The following is a 16883-nucleotide window of genomic DNA, read 5'->3' on the forward strand; positions in this document are numbered from 1 at the left end:
GCTTTGCGAGCGGCGGAGCGAACATCATTGCGAACAACGCACCAATGGCATGTGCTGGTGGCGCCCCTTCAGAGACCCTGTCATACCGTGAACTCCTGATAAGGAAGCCCAACTTTCAACGCTCTGGTCGACCGCCTTCGATCCGGAGCGTCGGCAGCTGCCAAGAGCCGTAATGAAAGTTGATCCCAGCCCCGGCTGGCAAGTTGAACGATGCCAAAGGAGGGAAGAGAACTGTCGGCTTGAAGAGCTCGGGGCTGGCGAACAGCGGAAGGTCGACGTTCGCGAGGGCTTTCGCGGTTTCAATCGAATAGATCACATCCTGCGAGACCCGCTGCGTGGCACCTTTTATCCAGGTCTGAAGATAGCCGATTTGATCGTTTGCGGAGGTCGTGGAAGTGACCTTCCCGAAGAGCTCTATCGCCTGCGTAGATTCGGTTTGAATTCGCTCCTGCCAATGCCAATAGATGTCGAACAATCTTTTCGAGAACTCCGTCTGCGTTTCGATGGTTTGCTTGGCAAAGTCCTGAAATCCGCCTGTTGCACCGCCGACGTCATCGTTGATTCCGGCTTCCTTCGTCATCCTCATCTCCTGTTATGATCGATCGCGACAGCACTGGTACGCTGGAATCGTCCAGCGTGGCAAAGGCATCGATGTAAAATGCAGTTCGTCGAAACACACCAGAAATTCGTCGCCGGCGGGCCTTAGGATTCTTGTGTAGCAACATGGCGGTAGGAGTGAACGCTGCTGCTGTCCTCAGCTCGGCGCCGCGACGCCAAGAGCGGCTCCGCACCTGAGGGGCGGCAGCATCTGCATGGCTTTGATTGATCGAACGAGAAGCCCTCATCTGAACCCCTGGATTGGAGACTGCAAGAGCACATCGTCGCCCATCACCGCGTCCAACTCTACTTTAGCAATCGCCGTGCCACTAACGACGTGTTCGAGTCCCTTCATTTAAGAACAGGAAACTATGTACTGTGCGCGGCGCCCCGCGGAATGCATCGGCCTTCGTGTAGAAGTTTGGGCATCCGCGTCGTCGGGCCGACAGAGGTGAAGATCCCAACCGAGAGCGATCGCCTGGACGGATCGTACCGTAGTAGCGGCCGGCTGGCGGCGCCATCTCACCAGAGCGCCTCGAAGTTCCAAATCGGTGGCATCTGTTTGAGACCACTGAGATGTCGCGCCGCTCTTCTAGGCCGAACATTGTATGGAAAGAACTTTCCATCCAGGGCTGATCGACCTGGGAGGGCGGCAATGATGCTGTTCGACAGAAGACGCGCTTATCGAGCGATCAAATGTCAGCGGCCGCCCTCCTCGTACTCACGAATGAATTCGCTGTACCGCGCAGGGTCAACGGTCTTCAGGCGGCTCAGCGCGCGCTTAGCTTCCAGATCGGCGTCTCGGCGATGACGGTCTTTGATCTTGTTTACCGCATCTACCATGTTTCTTAGGCGCCGCATAGGCGTTGTCTGCCCGGATTTCTCCCCGAAGGTCTCCAGTGTAGGGGTCTGCCCGAGTGCCTTCGCGAGCGTCGCGAGCTTTTCATCAAGTTCTTCCACGGCGTCGGATAGGGCGTCGAACCGTTCCGTTACGCTAATTTTTTTGGCTACATCGTCGTCGAGTTGCGCGCCAACATTTGTTTCAATGTCCTGAGCCACTGCCCCGCTGAGTGGCGCAGAGAATGGAAAAGAGTACCATGAGAACCAATTCGGGTTTGACATCGATATTCTCTCGACCATCGAAGTGGGGACGTTCTTTCGTAGTCGTGTTCCAGCAATTGGTGTGCCAACGCCACGGACGAAAGTATGATGCAGATGAACTGAAAGGGGCTCCTAAGGCGCCGCTCTGCCTAGTTCTGCGGAAGGATGCGCATCAGCGGAACAGGGCTTGTGTTCGGTCTGGTCACCCGCACGGCGAACAAGACGAGCTCTCGCACGCCTAGTCAAAGTCGCTTCTGCTAGTCGCTACATAAGTGTGAAGAGGAATAAGATTCAGATTGAGGTTCATCGATCGGCTGTTCGGACGACTAAATCGCTAACCTTCCAGACATCAAATTCTGTTCTTCGGGCGAATGCTCAGGGAAGGCTTGCGGTGCAGTCAACTGCCAGCCTTGGCAATTGATGCAGAGGGCGGACACATGGCTATCGTGGTCGATCAACCATCAAGGAAATCGATACGGAACGGAGCCAAAAAATTGAAAGAAGTCCTGCTGGGCACATTAGCGCTTATCGCACTGGCCGCGCCGGTCTCCGCCGCTGATCTGGCCGCGCGGCCCTCCATCAAAGCGCTCCCAATGGTCACTCGGATCTACGAGTGGAGCGACTTCTTCACCGGCATAAACGGGGGCGCTGGCTCCGCGCACCAGTGCTGGGATGTCGTCAACGCCGGCGGCCCGGTCATTGCTCCGCCGCTCGCGATGGTGCCATGACGCAACAGGAGGTACCGCCGGCGGTCAAATCGGCTGCCGCTGGCAGATAGCGAACTGCAGCTCAGCCGCCGGATTGCCGCAGGATAGTGCGTAAATGCAAGCTAATTCAGTGTGCCAAACAACTGATGATCGACTCTCACCCATGCACGAAACAGTTTCGGTTCGGCAAGCATCGCATCCTGGAGCGCAATCTTGCGCCTAGCACATCCGACCAATCGTGAGGGGAGAACATGACCGACGCAAACTCCGTCACATCGGAAGTGTCGCCCGACCCGGAGTTGGTAGTTCGTCGGCTGTTCTTTCTCGAGGTGAGCACCAACCGCATTCAAGCCATGAATCCAGATGGCTCCGATCGAAAAGTTATTGTTGCCGATTGTCGGCTTCCTGACGGAGTCGCAATTGATGCCCGCGCTGGTCATATCTACTGGACCAACATGGGATCAGGTGTCGCCATCAACGATGGCTCGATCGAGCGCGCCGATATCGATGGAACAGCTCGTAAAGTCATCGTTCCCAGCGGAGCCACTTTCACACCGAAGCAGATCCAGCTCGATCGCAAATGCGGCAAGCTCTACTGGTGTGACCGCGAAGGGATGCGGGTTATGCGGTGCAATCTCGACGGCTCGGACATAGAGACGCTCATCGAGGCAGGCCGCGGTGAGTTGGACCGGCGCGACCCGACGAGGTGGTGCATTGGCGTCACCATCGACACCGAGCGCCGCCAGCTCTATTGGACGCAAAAAGGTCCTGATAATGCCGGTCAAGGCCGAAATCTTCCGCGCCAACATCGACATTCCGAACGGCGAGAGCCCGGCAAATCGCTCCGACATCGAGGTGCTATTCGAAGGTTTGCCGGAACCGATTCACCTTGAGCTGGACCTTGCTAACCGCGTTCTCTATTGGCGCGGACCGCGGTGATCCTCCCCGCGACAACACAGTCAATCGCGCGCGCGTCGATGTAAAGACGGAGCCGGAAATTCTGATCACGCACCTGATGGAGGGAATCGGTATCGCACTCGATGTTCCCGGCAATCAGATGTTCATCACGGACCTCGCCGGCTCGATCTATTCCGCCGATCTTGATGGAAAGAACAAACACAATCTCCTCTGGTCTCAGAGCAACTTCACTGGCATTGCGTACGCTGAATTCTGACCCGCCGAAGGAATGAAATGACTGGACAAACGCCGTTTCGAAGCGACGTCTTCGCTACCCAGCCGTTGGCGCGAGCTGGGCAGCTCCACAAGTCCGCCCTTGAATGGCTTAAGCTGTCAATGACAGGAGGCGCAGTATGAAGTTTGAGAGCAAAGTGATTGTCACGATTGCTCCGACGGGAGGTGTGGTGAAAAAATCGCAAAACCCACACCTGCCGACCCAGCCCGGGGAGATCGCCGAGGATGTGTACCGGTGCTACGATGCGGGTGCCTCTATCGTGGCGCTGCATGCGCGCAGGCCAGACGACGGCGCGACCTGTAATCCGGAAATCTACCAAGACATCAATTCTCGGATAATGAAAAAGTGCAGCATCATCATCAACAACAGCACTGGCGGAGGCGTTGATGGAGATATGGTGCGATCCCTAGAGCCCGGTCTTGATGAGGTTATATTCGAAGAGCGCCTAAAAGGACTCGAGGCTGGCGCCGACATGGCGACATTTGACGCTCACACCGTTTTGGCCAGCTTTGGCGGACGTGAGATTGTCGTTAACACCTCGCCGGCCCGCTGCGACATCATGGCGAAACGATTCCAAAAGACAGGCATCAAACCTGAATGGGAATGTTTCTCACTTTCCCACCTTGTCCAAGATCCGATACGTCTCATCAATAAAGGGTTCGATAAGCCCCCTTATTGGGTCAATTTCGTTCTGGGTGCCGATCGTGGAATTCAGGGCGGATTGCCGTACACTCCGCAGATCCTTGACATGCTGGTCGGGAATCTTCCCAAAGGAGCGATGTTTTGCGTTAGTGGGATCGGTCGAGCGCAGCTATCGGCAACAACTCACGCGGTGCTCGCTGGTGGCCATGTTCGTGTCGGGCTAGAGGACAATCTCTACCTCGAACAGGGTATACTTGCTACTAACGTGCGGCTGGTCGAACGGACGGTAAGGATTATCCGAGAACTTGGGTACGAGCCCGCCACTGCAGTGGAGGCTCGAGCGATGCTTGGGCTGGTGCCTCGCAAATTGGGATAGTCGCCGCCCTCGAGTGGAAGGGATGTGCGCTGGCCCGCGCATTCGATGCGTCGTTCAAGGTAGATCCTGAGCGCGGGCGCTACGAGTAGAGTGCTGTCGATCTTTGAAGGTGAGATCGGACCTCGGCTCATCGGCCTAATGCCGCCGCGCAGCTCCAAGGCTTGAGCAAAATGTGCGGGTGGGCAGCGACGTGTTTAGGAGCAGACCGAATTGTTGGACGTGGTTGCTGCCCAGTGTCATGCTGCCGACGACAAGCTGAGGTCTGGCTTGGTCGCGAGCGCTGTCGCCAAGAATACGCGGCGGCTCGTGCCGCTTTTGGGCGTCGCTTATTTCTTCAACAACCTCGACTGGACCAGTGTCGGCATCGCCGCGTTGCAGATGAACGAAGCCATTGGCTTAAGTGCCGCACAATTCGGCTGGGGCGCCGGAATCCTCTTCTTTAGTTATTGCCTGCTGGAAGTGCCCAGCAACATGATGATGTATCGTTTCGGTGCGCGCCGCTGGCTGGCTCGCATCATGATGACCTGGGGCCTTGCGGCCGCGGCGACGGCGTTCGCTGTTGGACCATACAGCTTCTATGCGATACCTTTCTTCTGGGTGCTTTCGAATCAGGCTTTTTTCCCGGCGTCATATGGTACATCTCCATCTGGTTTCCGCCGCGATCGCGAACAGGCGTCCTCGCCTGGTTCATGGCTGCAACACCGTTGTCTTCTTTGATCGGCAATCCGCTATCGGCTTCTTTGTTAGCAATGGATGGGGTTTGGCGGCTGGCCGGCTGGCAATGGATGTTCCTGATCGAAGGTCTTCCGGCCTGTCTGCTCGGCGTCCTATGCCTCGTTCTGCTAGCCGACACGCCGGACAAAGCAGCGTGGCTGACGCCCCGAGAGCGCGAAGCGTTGCTGGATGAGCTCGCTAGGGAAGAGCACGATAAAGTCAGAAAGGATCTGTGGGCCGCGATGAAGGACGTCCGCGTGGTAATGTTGACGAGCATCAGTCTCGCTTTCACGATCAGCTCCTATGGGATTGGTATCTGGCCTCCTCTGATCTTAAAGAGCCACAACTTGAACAACATGCAGGTTGGCTGGCTCTCGGCCATGCCCTATTTCTTTGTGACAATAGGCATGTTGCTCTGGGCACGCCTTGTCGATCGCAAGGGGCAAAAGATCTACAATCTGATCGCCGCATTGATGCTTGGCGCCACCGGACTTCTCTTTTCGGTAGTGCTTACGTCGCTCGTACCGGCGCTCACATGCATGACACTTGCTCTGATCGGCACGATTTCCGCGCGCACAGTCCTTTACACGATCCCGCAAAGTTTCCTTGCCGGTCCTGCTGCGGCCGGAGGCATCGCATTTATCAATTCCATTGGTGCCTTCGGCGCGTTCGTCGGCCCGTACATGATGGGCTTCCTTAAGGACAGGACGGGATCCTTTGAAACTGGCATGATCGGGATGGCAATCATTCTAGTTTTTGCAACGGGCATCGCCGGCAGTCTCAAACTCCTGGGTACGCATAATGATGACATTCCTGTCAGAACCGCCTAAGCAGGGCACCCTCGGGGTAAGGACTGTCCGCAAGGCCGCGCCTTTTGGAGCGGACCTTGCTAAAGGAGATCGCGGTAAAATCGGCCTAAGGGGCAACTCAATCCTGACAATGTGCGCAAAACAGGCCTATTCGAAACTTTGCCCACCGATACGTTAGCCTGCCCAGACTTCCAACGATAAAACCGAGCCTGAACATGTCGGCCGTTCAGGCTCGGCAAGGATCGATCTCGAGGTCGGCATCAAATCAGCTTTTGGGCTTCGGCGCATGATAAAGGCGGGATAAAAGATTGGCGCGATGCCGTTCCTGCCCGCCGCGCGCAGGTCATGTCATTTGCGGTTCTTTGTATTCGAGAGCTTCTCGCCTGGGCCGCTCTTGGCAGTCTCTCCGCTAGGGGAAGGCAGTTTCGATTTGTCGCCGCTTGCAAAGGTGAAAGTGTCCGCGCCGGCGCTGATGCCATTCCATGCCACCGGTTCGGCGAGTGAAAGTAGCCAGAGTCCCTGAAATCCCGATGCAGCGTTCAACTGCCCAGTCCATACCGTGGTCGATCCGCAGCCCACAAAATTCACCGAAAAGCTGATCGCCGCGCCACTATTGGTCTGCGCGAGCCAGCCCGTCAACGCCTGAGGGGTACCTTCATCGCAGCTATTGCTCGCATTGTTCGTGTAAGTGCCGGAAATCGCGCCTGTGTTTGGATTATAATTGTCGACCGCTAGGGTTGAGCCGTATTGGTTGGTCCAGGTCCAGATCGGTTGCGCCGCTGCAGGCGCCGCTAGGAGTAGACCTAGACAGGCTGCACTCATACAACTCGTCAATTTCCACTTTGCTTCAGACATTTCCAACTCCATATCGCTCCGGTAGCGGAGCGTACTTCGTTATAAGGCCCTCGGTGATCAATTTAAACGAGTGTTTATGTCGTGATAGCGCTATCAGGTTGAAATGTGATTGATGCCTAGTGCCAACTCTGCAGGGCAGGGTGGTGCGGTCATTCAGACGCGAGCAGCCGATTCGCGACCGGGCCGGTCCTGCTTGAGCTGTTGTTAGCTCTGCGCCATCAAACGCTGACAGGGGCCTCCGGTCGTCAGTCTTCATGTCCATCGTTTCAGGATCCCGCGTCTGTCTAGGTACATGTGGACACCGCGGAAGGGAAACCCAGTCCAAATGCGGCTCGTTGTGCCTTGCGTGAAATGGAAACTGACGCTCGTGGCGCTTCGATTTGTATGATCATTCGCAGACCCGGATGCTGCCGGCCGTGCCCTGCGCGACATTAACCTGTTCGGCGCCGGCCCACCCGGCGCCGTAGAGGGCATTCGATCCAGAAATGCATTGGGAAGCTTCGTTAAACAAACCGGTTCTAATCGCGAGCTCACCCTGACATCAGGACGCCTTGCGCATTTCGCGGGCCGCCGCAACCATGTTGATGAGCGACGGACGGACTTCGGTCCACTTGCGGGTCTTTAGGCCGCAATCCGGATTGATCCAGAGCTGTAAGTCCTCCAGCCGTTGGCGGGCCCGCGCGATGAGATCCTCTATTTCAGCAACTTCGGGAACGCGCGGCGAGTGGATGTCATAGACGCCAGGGCCGATGTCGTTTGGGTATTTGAAGGCAGTGAATGCATCGAGCAGCTCCATCTTAGAACGGGACGTTTCGATCGAGATGACATCCGCGTCCATTGCGGCAATTGCATCGATGATGGCGTTGAACTCCGAGTAGCACATGTGGGTATGGATCTGCGTCGCATCGGCAACACCGGAGGAACAGAGGCGGAAGCTCTCCACTGCCCAGTCGAGATAAGACTTCCAATCGGAGCGGCGGAGGGGCAAACCTTCGCGGAGCGCGGCCTCATCGATTTGGATCATGGTTGCGCCGGCCTTTTCCAGTTCGGCGACCTCGTCTCGGATCGCGAGCGCGATCTGACGGCAGGTCTGGCTGCGCTGAATATCGTCACGGACAAACGACCAATTCAGGATGGTCACCGGCCCCGTAAGCATGGCCTTCATCGGCTTTCTGGTTAGCGACTGCGCGTAGCGCCACCATTCGACGGTCATCGGCTTCGGCCGCGAGACATCGCCGAACAGAATCGGCGGACGAACGTAACGTGAGCCGTAAGACTGCACCCAGCCGTGCTTAGTGAACACGAAGCCGGAGAGCTGCTCAGCGAAATACTGGACCATGTCGTTGCGCTCGAACTCGCCGTGGACAAGAACGTCCAGCCCAATCTCTTCCTGCCAGAGGACCGCGCGAGCCGTTTCCTCCTTCAGGAATTGTTCATATTCGGCCTTTGTCAACTCTCCCTGGGCACGCGCGGCGCGGGCGTTACGTACCTCGGGGGTCTGTGGGAACGACCCGATTGTGGTCGTCGGAAAAAGCGGCAGGCCGAGACGCTTGCGCTGAACCTCGGCACGGCTCGCAAAAGCGTTCTTGCGGCGGCACATAGTCTCGTCAATCGCCGCCGTCCGCTCGGCGACGGCCCTGTCATGGATCTTCGGCGATGTCCGTCGAGCCTTCGCTGCAAGGGCTGATTCGGAAAGCGCGGCAATGGCGTTTCCGTCGCTCGCAAGCGCTCTCGCCAGGATCGTGAGCTCGTCGATCTTCTGGACCGAGAAGGCAAGCCACCTCTTCACCTCCGAATCGAGATCGGTCTCGAGCTGAACGTCGATTGGGACATGCAGGAGCGAGCAGGAGGGTGCGAGCTGCACGCGATGCTTGCCGAACTTTGCAATGACGGGCTTGAGCCGCTCAACCAGTGCCGACAGGTTCGAGCGCCACACGTTGCGGCCGTCGATGACGCCGAGCGAAATCACGAGGTCGGCATGAGCGCCAACTTCAATTTGGCTCAGTTGTTGGGGAGCGCGAACCAGATCGACGTGCAGTCCGGCCACGGGCAGTCCTAGAGTGGTCGCCAGATTGGCGTCGATCGCTCCGAAATAAGTTGCAAGCATGATCTTGATGCCAGGCACCTCCTCAGCGAGACGCCCATAAGCACGCTGGAGCGCATTCCGCGTAGTCTCATCGAGATCAAGCACCAGATAGGGCTCGTCAAGCTGGACCCACTCGGCTCCCCGTTTCGCAAGCTCCTTGAGAACCTCGACATAGACGGGCACGAGGCTCTCGAGCAGCGAAATCGGATCAAACGTCGGATCGGCACTCTTGCCGAGCTTTAGGAAGGTGACCGGTCCTACCAAGACAGGACGCGTTTGATAGCCAAGGGCTTTGGCCTCCTCATATTCCTCGATCGGTTTACGGGAGGAGAGCCTAAAGGTCTGTCCTTTATGGAATTCGGGCACCATGTAGTGGTAGTTGGTGTCGAACCACTTAGTCATCTCCTGCGCAGCGGCGCCGTGACCTTGCGCGTGACCGCAGCTCGCGTCGTGTTCCCTGTCTTGCGAGCCTCTTGCCATGGCGAAATAGGTCTTCAGCGAGACCGGACCGCCATCCCAGCCATACGCCTCAGGAATGGCGCCCACCATGACGCTCGTATCGAGAACCTGGTCATAGAGTGAAAAATCATTTGACGGGATAACGGTGACGCCCAGCGACTTTTGACGCGCCCAGTTGGCAACGCGTAGAGCGGCCGCCGCTTCAAGAAGCTGCGAGTTGGTGATGTTGCCAGCCCAGTAGCTTTCGAGCGCCAGCTTGAGCTCACGGCGCGGTCCGATACGCGGCGTGCCGAGGGTTGCGACAGGAAGTGAGAGAAGAGACATAGCTTTAACCCCATTGTGTGCGGGCAAAGGCCATGGCGGAAACGCAGGCAGGAGGCCACGAAAGCGGGACCCGCTACTAGGCGTACCACCGGACACCCCGCCCGTGGACGAATAAGTTGTCGGGGCAGGTCTCCTGGCTCGCGGGTCATCGCCTGCATCCGGCCTTCCCGAAGCTTCTGCTTCAGTGACACGTTTGGATGCGGGCTCGCCGCTTACAGTTGCGGGGGCAGCGCCGGCATTGCTTCAATCCTGAACGGATCGAGAGCGCACCGGCTTCCCTCTTAGCTCCGGATCAAACAAGACCTGGAGAACCTCGACGCCTCCGATTATCTGCAACAGAACCAATACGTCAACCCTGAGATCGTCTTTGCTGCGGCATCCCGGCAAGCCTGACGGTCTTACCCATGAGGCATTGAGGTCACCGAACAATGTTGGTGTGAAGCTCTAAGCGCGTTTGATTCGGCAGTGGCGTAACATCGATCGCTTAAGCTTCCACACCGGTCAACTACCAGTGCTGGCAATTGTCAATCTGACAGATCTCGTCAACTCTTAGATCAAAGACCGTAGCGGAGCCGCACCAACAAGTCCGAGGCCGCTTTAGGAGCGCAAGCAGGAACCCGACGCTGTCACCGGGACTCCGACGGATCCCGCGATGCGGTCGGCACTTGAGGTTCGTCAGCTCTAGTCGAGTTTAACGGAAACCGCCAAATTCGAGAGTTGGAGCTATGACTGCTACGATCTTGTCGGATAGTGACGCTCCTCGCGGCGACATCGTCAAATGCGCAGCCCGCATCGGCGCGGAAATCCGGAACGTCAAGCTATCGGGCGACTTGCCGGAGCAGACGATCCGCTCGATCAATGAATTGCTATTGGAGCACAAGGTCATCTTCTTTCGCGACCAGGGGCATCTCGACGATGCGGAGCAAGAGCGCTTTGCCCTTCGTTTCGGGAAGCTGGCACCTCATCCGACGCTCGGTGCAATCAAAGGCACGGCGTCGATCATCGAGCTTGATTCGGCGCGCGCCGGGAGCCGGGCCGACTTGTGGCACACGGATGGAACCTTCGTCGATGCCTACCCCAAGATTGCGGTCCTACGAAGCCTCGTGATGCCGCCATTCGGTGGCGATACGGTCTGGTCAAACACCGTTACGGCGTATCTCGACCTCGCACCGCCGCTGCAGCGGCTTGCAGACAAGCTCTGGGCCGTTCACAGCAACGCCTTCGACTATGCAATATTGGCCCGCGTCAGCGAGCTCGACAAAAAGCATTTGGACGAAATCTTCACTAGAACAATCTATCAGACTGAGCATCCTGTCGTGCGCGTGCATCCCGAGACCGGCGAACGCGCGCTAGTGCTCGGCGCTCTGGTGCAAAATTTCGTTGGTCTTCCGAAATACGACGGCCAGAAGCTGTTTGATCTGTTTCAATCTCATATCGCGGCGCTCGAGAACACCGTGCGGTGGCGCTGGAAGGAAGGCGATGTCGCGATCTGGGACAATCGCGCCACGCAACATTATGCGGTGAACGACTATGGCGACCAGCATCGCCTCGTTCGTCGCGCAACCGTCGTCGGCGAAGTCCCCGTCAGCATCGACGGAAAGAGCAGCGTGACACGCGTAAAAGCTCCCAAGGAACCCGCCGCGAAGGTCGCCTAGCGGGTTCACAAGACCGGCACCTGCTTCGCAGCACATTGAAACATGAGTGTCGCGCTGCGAGTACTCGGATAAAATCCGAGCAGCATCTACCCTGAGAGACGCCACATCGAGTTCAGCTGCTGCGCGGCGGTGGACCAATTTCATTTAAGCAGCTGGGCCGTAACTTCGGCTCCTCTCCGACAATGTGGGGTCCGCGCGCTCGGTAAAAGCGCGCGACGTTCGAAGAAAAGCTCCAAGTAGTTTGCGCGCAACCATTGCGCCAGTCTCACTGTCTCGTTGCTCATCCGCAATGATCTCGATTGTCGCCGAGCTCCGTCGAAGCCTTCGGAGTCACAACGGCACGTTTTGTTCATCTTGCGTGACTTTCCGTCTTTAAGAGACCCGCTGTGAGGCAGACGCCATCCTCTTCAAGCATACGATATCGTCTCAATTTTCGTAACGAGGATGGCAAGAACGCTGCGGGCGTCCCTCCAATCTGTAGCTGAATCCCTGTCCCGGTCCTCGCATTCGTCGCGAGGCGCCGGGCCTGGAGAAACGAGCGCCATTTTATCTCGTCCCATCGGACGTGAGGGCGCGAATCGGGAAGCAATGCGCTGCGGCTCGCGTCACCTACCAACCCTAGCAATTGATGCGGATGTCGGACACATGGCAATCGTGGACAACGAAGGTCGGCCTTATATGTTAGGGAAAGCGGGATGCAATATGGATCTGACGACGCCGGCAGGCGTGATGGATCTGCTGTCTCGCCATCCGCAGTTATCAGGCCTACTCCTACTGGGATCCCTCACGCCTCAGCGACGTCTGTAGCAAACTGTCCCGCGCGGTCCTCGAGCGCTCAGCCCTCAAAGAACTCAGCGCTTGGCGCGGGTCAATTGTTTCGGCTCGTCGCGGCTATCGCGCTGCAAAAGAAACTTCAGGAATCCCGCGCACAAAGATGGATTGCTGTCGCACTGTCCCTCGCTGCGAGCCCCGTTGGGGTGGCGGCGCTGGCACAAGATGCCAGCTTGCCTGGCCCGCAAAGCGGCATTTCCAATAAGATGACCCGAGCAGCAATTCAGAAGAAGAGCCGCCCGGCTACGCTCCCCCGAAGCTCTCGGTCTCAACAACCAGTCCATCTCAGTGCTAGCGAGGCCCTGACTCAAACTGCCAATGCATTTGCAGCAAAGCGGGACAGTGCGGGCTTAGTTGCAAAGAACAGAACTCAACAGAAAGTCGAGTCATTTGCAAAGTTCGAGGGCCTCCGCGAAAAAGGTATGTGGCTCAGTATTCCTGGTCCAGCCGATACGATAGATCAGAACTACGGCGGTGTTAGATCTGCGCTGGCAGAAGTCGGGATCGGCTATATTGGCGGGACAGTAAACACCTTTGTGGCCAATCAACTGCCGAATGCCGCGAGGAGCACCATCCGCGATCAGCTATATGCTGGTCAGAACCCCACATTTAATACTCTAAACTTCATGATCGCGACGTACGATCTCAGTCGATTTGGGATTCCCGATGGTCAGATCATCGTAGGAGCGCAGCAGCAGTATTGGACCTGGAAGCCCGGGGGACCAGATAGAGCGGGGATCAATACGATTGCCTACTATCAGACGCTTTTTGGCGGGAAGCTCGAACTCAAAATGGGCTATCTCAGAAACATAAATGAGTTCGTAGGTACCGTGGTCGGAGGGAACGCAGCAGTAAACGTTTTTGGGGCTTCGTCCAATATCCTGTACCAGGCAGGCATGAGCAATAATGCTGCGCCGACGCCGGCTCTCAATCTGAAGTACAATTTCGATGAACGCTTCTACAATAGGACGTCAATACAGCGCTCACTCAGTCCAGACGGTCAATTTGCACACATTACCGAAAATCCGACCGGATTAGACTGGAGCACGGCAAACTCGGGCGTTCTTTTCCTCGACGAAGCTGGCTACAAGAACAAAGCTGCACCAGGCTTGCCCGAAACTTGGTTGCGGGTAGGCGCCGGTTTCAACAATAGCAGCTACACCGACTTGCGCTATCCGGCGCGACCGAGAGCCAACGCGAATAGCATCTATTACGTCGCAGCCGACAGGCAACTCTGGCAGTCCGACCTTCAGGGTTCGGCCGCGCGTGGCATCTATGCAGGATTCTCTGTGATGTACGCGCCGCCGGACTTGAACAGAGTGAGCCAATATTACGAGCTCCGTCTTTATGCCAAGGGCTTATTAGACAGCCGTCCACGCGACCAGATTGCCCTCGTTGCCACCAACACTGCGTGGAGCAACGTTGCAGTGGATGCTGCCATGGGTAAGGGCCATCTTGTTCATCGCGACAGTACGGCGATTTCGGGAACATACACCGCGCATCTCGCGCCCGGGATCTATTCAAGCGTAGGACTGACATACATCAACAACCCGACAAGCATCACATACACACCCAAAACAGGACATGCGTTGAACTTGCTGGTGTCCACGTCGGTATTCTTCTAAGCAAAAAATCGAGATGCGGAGCTTGGAAGCCCGCGTCGTCCCTGATGCTCGGGCGAACATCGCAGCCGGCTCGCGTGAGGCCGCCGCACTAGCGCTGGATCGTAGCTTGCAAACTAGCGGCATTGCTCGAATTGGGTCGAACTTGCCGCCTCGTCGCAATATCGAGGGTCGTAGAAACACTAGAAAGTTATTGTCATGGTCCAAATGCGAACCGAGGAAGATATTCTCGGTAAGAAAGAGCTGCCTGCGGACGCACTGTACGGCATCAATACTGTTCGGGCTTTGGAGAATTTCCCACTAACGGGCCGCACGATCGCTGCGCTGCCTGAGTTTGTCCCCGCATTGGTCATGATAAAAGAAGCCGCGGCGCTCGCCAATCTCGAGATCGGCGCGCTGTCAGCGCAGAAAGCGGAAGCTATCGTTGAGGCGTGCCAAGAGATCCGCACCGGAAAGTACGATGTTCACCTCATTGTCGATGTGCTCGAAGGCTCGGGCGGCACATCGTCGAACATGAACCTCAATGAGGTGATCGCAAATCTGGCCGCACGGCTGGCCGGAAAGCCAGCCGGTGACTACACCTTCGTCCATCCAAATGATCACGTCAATCTCGGTCAATCTACCAACGACGTGATTCCGACAGCCATAAAGCTTGCGGTTTTTCGGGTGTCAGAGGGGACTTCGCTTGCCTTGATGCAACTGGCCGCCGCCTTCTCGGAGAAGAAGATACAGCATTCCCAAACCCTACGGCTTGGTCGGACATGTTTGCAGGATGCCGTTCCGATGTTGTTCGGTCAGACATTCGGGGGATATCAGGCGGTCCTCGAACGTCATGCCAGGTATCTCGAGCAGTTGCGGCGCCAATTATTGGTCGTTCCGCTGGGCGGTACTGCGGTTGGCACCGGATTAAACTCGAGACCGGGCTACAAACGGGCGGTTTTCCAGCATTTGTCAGCTCTAATTGGCCAGGAGATCAAACCAGCGGCCGATCCATTCGACGGGATGCAGAACTTAGATGCGTGTGCCCGGTTATCAGCCGAAGTCCGAAATTCCGCAAACTCCCTCTGGAAGATAGCCAACGATCTCATTGTGCTCTCGTCAGGCCCTGTCGGTGCTGTCGGAGAGATGGCGTTGCCTGCGATCCAGGCTGGATCTTCCATTATGCCCGGCAAGGTGAATCCAGTTGTTCCAATAGCGGTCTGCCAAGCGGCGTTTGCCATCTCCGGAAACGATGCGGCCGTAGCAATGGCCTGCCAACAAGGACTGCTGGAGATCAATTGCTATGGCATGCTCGTCTGCGATCGCCTGATCGATTCTATGATTCTTCTCCAACGTTCAGCGATCATCTTGCGCGAGCGGTGTGTGCGCTCGCTCACAGTAGATGAGGAGCGGTGCCAGCAGAATCTGCTCGCGTCGTCCGGGCTAGCAGCAGCGCTGGTACCCGAGTTCGGCTACGCAAATGTGGCCGCAATCGTGCGGGCAGCGCATGATGAACATCGATCGTTTCTCGAGATCGCCATCGAGCGTGGATTGCTGGGGCAGAACGACGTGCACTCACTTATGCGCCGCGCTGCCGATGTATCGCCGGCCGAGTGAATCAGATCCGCCAAAGCGACAGGACACGAAGTCTGAGAGCGGGGATCGTTGGAGGACGTTCTTCTGCAAAGCTTTCGCTTTTGCAATGCGCGCATCAAGCGCTGAACGACCTCGCAAACCGTTGCGAGGTCTTCGCCGGCGATCGCCATGCCGCAGGTCATTCCCAGTTCAATGCGCCTCCGTTCTGATATTCGATGACGCGGGTTTCGAAGAAGTTCTTCTCTTTCTTCAGGTCCATCGTCTCCGACATCCAGGGGAACGGGTTCTCGACTTCGGCGAATACAGGCGAAAGTCCGAGCTGCGCGCAGCGCCGGTTCGCGATGAAGTGCATGTACTGCTCACAGAGAGCCGAATTCAGGCCAAGGAACCCACGCGGCATCGTATCGCGCCCGTAAGCGGCTTCGAGCTCAGTTGCGTCACGAAGCATGCCGCGGACCTCATCCTGTAATGCGGGTGTCCATAGGTGCGGATTCTCGATCTTGATCTGGTTGATGACATCTATACCGAAATTCAGGTGAATGCTCTCGTCGCGCAGGATGTACTGATACTGTTCGGCGATGCCGACCATCTTGTTGCGGCGGCCAAGCGACAGAATCTGAGCAAATCCGGTGTAGAACCACATGCCTTCGAACACGACGTAGAAGGCAACGAGATCGCGCAGGAAGGCGCGGCCATTGTCCGGCGTCCCGGTCTCGAACGACGGGTCGCCGAGGTGCTGCGTGTGCTTGAGCGCCCAAGCCGCCTTGTCGGTGATCGAGGGTATCTCGCGGTACATGTTGAACAGCTCACCCTCGTCCAGGCCAAGGCTATCGACGATGTACTGGAAGGTGTGGGTGTGGACCGCCTCCTCGAACGCCTGCCGCAAGAGGTACTGCCGACACTCGGGGTTGGTGAGGTGACGGTAGATTGCCAGCACGATGTTGTTGGCGACGAGCGATTCCGAAGCGGCGAAGAAGCCGAGATTGCGCTTTATCATGCGCCGCTCATCCTCCGTCAGCCCGTTGCGCGACTTCCACAAAGCGATATCAGACTGCATCGAGACTTCGGTCGGCATCCAGTGATTGTTGCAAGCAGAGAGATATTTCTCCCAGGCCCATTTGTACTTCAGCGGCAGGAGCTGGTTGACGTCTGCGCGGCAGTTGATCATCCGCTTCTCATCGACCGACACGCGGCCGCCAGCACGGTCAATCTCGCCGAGGCCGGTCGGATTGGCCGGCTCGTGCTTGAGCCGATTCTGTGGAGGCCGCGTGGTGGTGAGGCTTGAGACGGCGGGAGCCGCCGCAGCGATCGTTTCGGTATTGGACCAATCGAGCATCG

At 57.1% G+C, this 16883-nt stretch carries 12 protein-coding genes, 1 pseudogene and 1 riboswitch; of the genes and pseudogenes, 8 read left to right on the plus strand and 5 right to left on the minus strand.

All coding sequences use genetic code 11. The annotated features are described in order from the left end of the window. Window positions 1–115 precede the first annotated feature (115 nt). Window positions 116–580: a hypothetical protein gene (locus ACR9YP_RS11740; RefSeq protein WP_438101931.1), complete on the minus strand. Its 465-nt coding sequence runs from the start codon at window positions 578–580 to the stop codon at window positions 116–118. Window positions 581–1296: 716 nt separating this feature from the next. Then, complete coding sequence (locus tag ACR9YP_RS11745; RefSeq protein ID WP_474219834.1) at window positions 1297–1719, minus strand: hypothetical protein; 423 nt, start codon at window positions 1717–1719, stop codon at window positions 1297–1299. A 416-nt stretch (window positions 1720–2135) separates the two neighbouring features. On the opposite strand from ACR9YP_RS11745, the gene ACR9YP_RS11750 reads away from it, so the two are divergent. The 5 genes and pseudogenes from ACR9YP_RS11750 (at window position 2136) to ACR9YP_RS11770 (ending at window position 6159) form a co-directional block, all read left to right on the plus strand. Beyond that, complete coding sequence (locus ACR9YP_RS11750) at window positions 2136–2426, plus strand: hypothetical protein (RefSeq protein ID WP_474219836.1); 291 nt, start codon at window positions 2136–2138, stop codon at window positions 2424–2426. A 230-nt stretch (window positions 2427–2656) separates the two neighbouring features. Then, on the plus strand, window positions 2657–3298 hold the full coding sequence (locus ACR9YP_RS11755; protein ID WP_474219837.1) for a hypothetical protein: 642 nt from the start codon (window positions 2657–2659) through the stop codon (window positions 3296–3298). Then, entirely contained in the window at window positions 3295–3579 is a 285-nt protein-coding gene (locus ACR9YP_RS11760) for a hypothetical protein (RefSeq protein WP_474219838.1), read from the plus strand. Before ACR9YP_RS11755 ends, ACR9YP_RS11760 begins: the two co-directional genes overlap by 4 nt. Before the next feature lie 136 nt (window positions 3580–3715). After that, window positions 3716–4615, plus strand: a complete 900-nt coding sequence (locus ACR9YP_RS11765) for a beta-keto acid cleavage family enzyme (RefSeq protein WP_474219839.1) — start codon at window positions 3716–3718, stop codon at window positions 4613–4615. A 378-nt stretch (window positions 4616–4993) separates the two neighbouring features. Further along, window positions 4994–6159, plus strand: a pseudogene (locus tag ACR9YP_RS11770) (MFS transporter). Window positions 6160–6486: 327 nt separating this feature from the next. Here ACR9YP_RS11770 and ACR9YP_RS11775 read toward each other — a convergent pair. Together ACR9YP_RS11775 and metE are read right to left on the minus strand one after the other, a co-directional pair. Beyond that, entirely contained in the window at window positions 6487–6993 is a 507-nt protein-coding gene (locus ACR9YP_RS11775) for an avidin/streptavidin family protein (protein WP_474219840.1), read from the minus strand. Window positions 6994–7534: 541 nt separating this feature from the next. Beyond that, window positions 7535–9862, minus strand: coding sequence for a 5-methyltetrahydropteroyltriglutamate--homocysteine S-methyltransferase (gene metE, locus ACR9YP_RS11780; RefSeq protein WP_474219841.1), 2328 nt, complete (start codon window positions 9860–9862; stop codon window positions 7535–7537). Between the two features lie 106 nt (window positions 9863–9968). Next, window positions 9969–10193, minus strand: a riboswitch (cobalamin riboswitch). Window positions 10194–10587: 394 nt separating this feature from the next. Here metE and ACR9YP_RS11785 point away from each other — a divergent pair. From ACR9YP_RS11785 to ACR9YP_RS11795, 3 genes are all read left to right on the plus strand, one after another. Next, window positions 10588–11517 (plus strand): TauD/TfdA dioxygenase family protein, encoded by a 930-nt coding sequence (locus ACR9YP_RS11785; RefSeq protein ID WP_474219842.1) that lies wholly within the window; start codon window positions 10588–10590, stop codon window positions 11515–11517. Window positions 11518–12389: 872 nt separating this feature from the next. Further along, window positions 12390–13973 (plus strand): carbohydrate porin, encoded by a 1584-nt coding sequence (locus tag ACR9YP_RS11790; RefSeq protein ID WP_474219844.1) that lies wholly within the window; start codon window positions 12390–12392, stop codon window positions 13971–13973. A 195-nt stretch (window positions 13974–14168) separates the two neighbouring features. Then, entirely contained in the window at window positions 14169–15566 is a 1398-nt protein-coding gene (locus tag ACR9YP_RS11795) for an aspartate ammonia-lyase (protein WP_474219846.1), read from the plus strand. Between the two features lie 157 nt (window positions 15567–15723). Here ACR9YP_RS11795 and ACR9YP_RS11800 read toward each other — a convergent pair whose 3' ends face one another. Next, entirely contained in the window at window positions 15724–16881 is a 1158-nt protein-coding gene (locus tag ACR9YP_RS11800) for a ribonucleotide-diphosphate reductase subunit beta (RefSeq protein ID WP_474219847.1), read from the minus strand. Window positions 16882–16883: the final 2 nt, after the last annotated feature.

It is taken from the genome of Bradyrhizobium sp. BR14999, from assembly GCF_056106085.1.

Bases quoted from the DNA above. Each gene is read 5' to 3' on its own strand.
- ACR9YP_RS11740 (WP_438101931.1), bottom strand. From the start codon at position 580: ATGACGAAGGAAGCCGGAATCAACGATGACGTCGGCGGTGCAACAGGC.
- ACR9YP_RS11785 (WP_474219842.1), top strand. From the start codon at position 10,588: ATGACTGCTACGATCTTGTCGGATAGTGACGCTCCTCGCGGCGACATC.
- ACR9YP_RS11765 (WP_474219839.1), top strand. From the start codon at position 3,716: ATGAAGTTTGAGAGCAAAGTGATTGTCACGATTGCTCCGACGGGAGGT.
- ACR9YP_RS11775 (WP_474219840.1), bottom strand. From the start codon at position 6,993: ATGTCTGAAGCAAAGTGGAAATTGACGAGTTGTATGAGTGCAGCCTGT.
- ACR9YP_RS11750 (WP_474219836.1), top strand. From the start codon at position 2,136: ATGGCTATCGTGGTCGATCAACCATCAAGGAAATCGATACGGAACGGA.
- ACR9YP_RS11755 (WP_474219837.1), top strand. From the start codon at position 2,657: ATGACCGACGCAAACTCCGTCACATCGGAAGTGTCGCCCGACCCGGAG.
- metE (WP_474219841.1), bottom strand. From the start codon at position 9,862: ATGTCTCTTCTCTCACTTCCTGTCGCAACCCTCGGCACGCCGCGTATC.
- ACR9YP_RS11800 (WP_474219847.1), bottom strand. From the start codon at position 16,881: ATGCTCGATTGGTCCAATACCGAAACGATCGCTGCGGCGGCTCCCGCC.
- ACR9YP_RS11745 (WP_474219834.1), bottom strand. From the start codon at position 1,719: ATGTCAAACCCGAATTGGTTCTCATGGTACTCTTTTCCATTCTCTGCG.
- ACR9YP_RS11795 (WP_474219846.1), top strand. From the start codon at position 14,169: ATGGTCCAAATGCGAACCGAGGAAGATATTCTCGGTAAGAAAGAGCTG.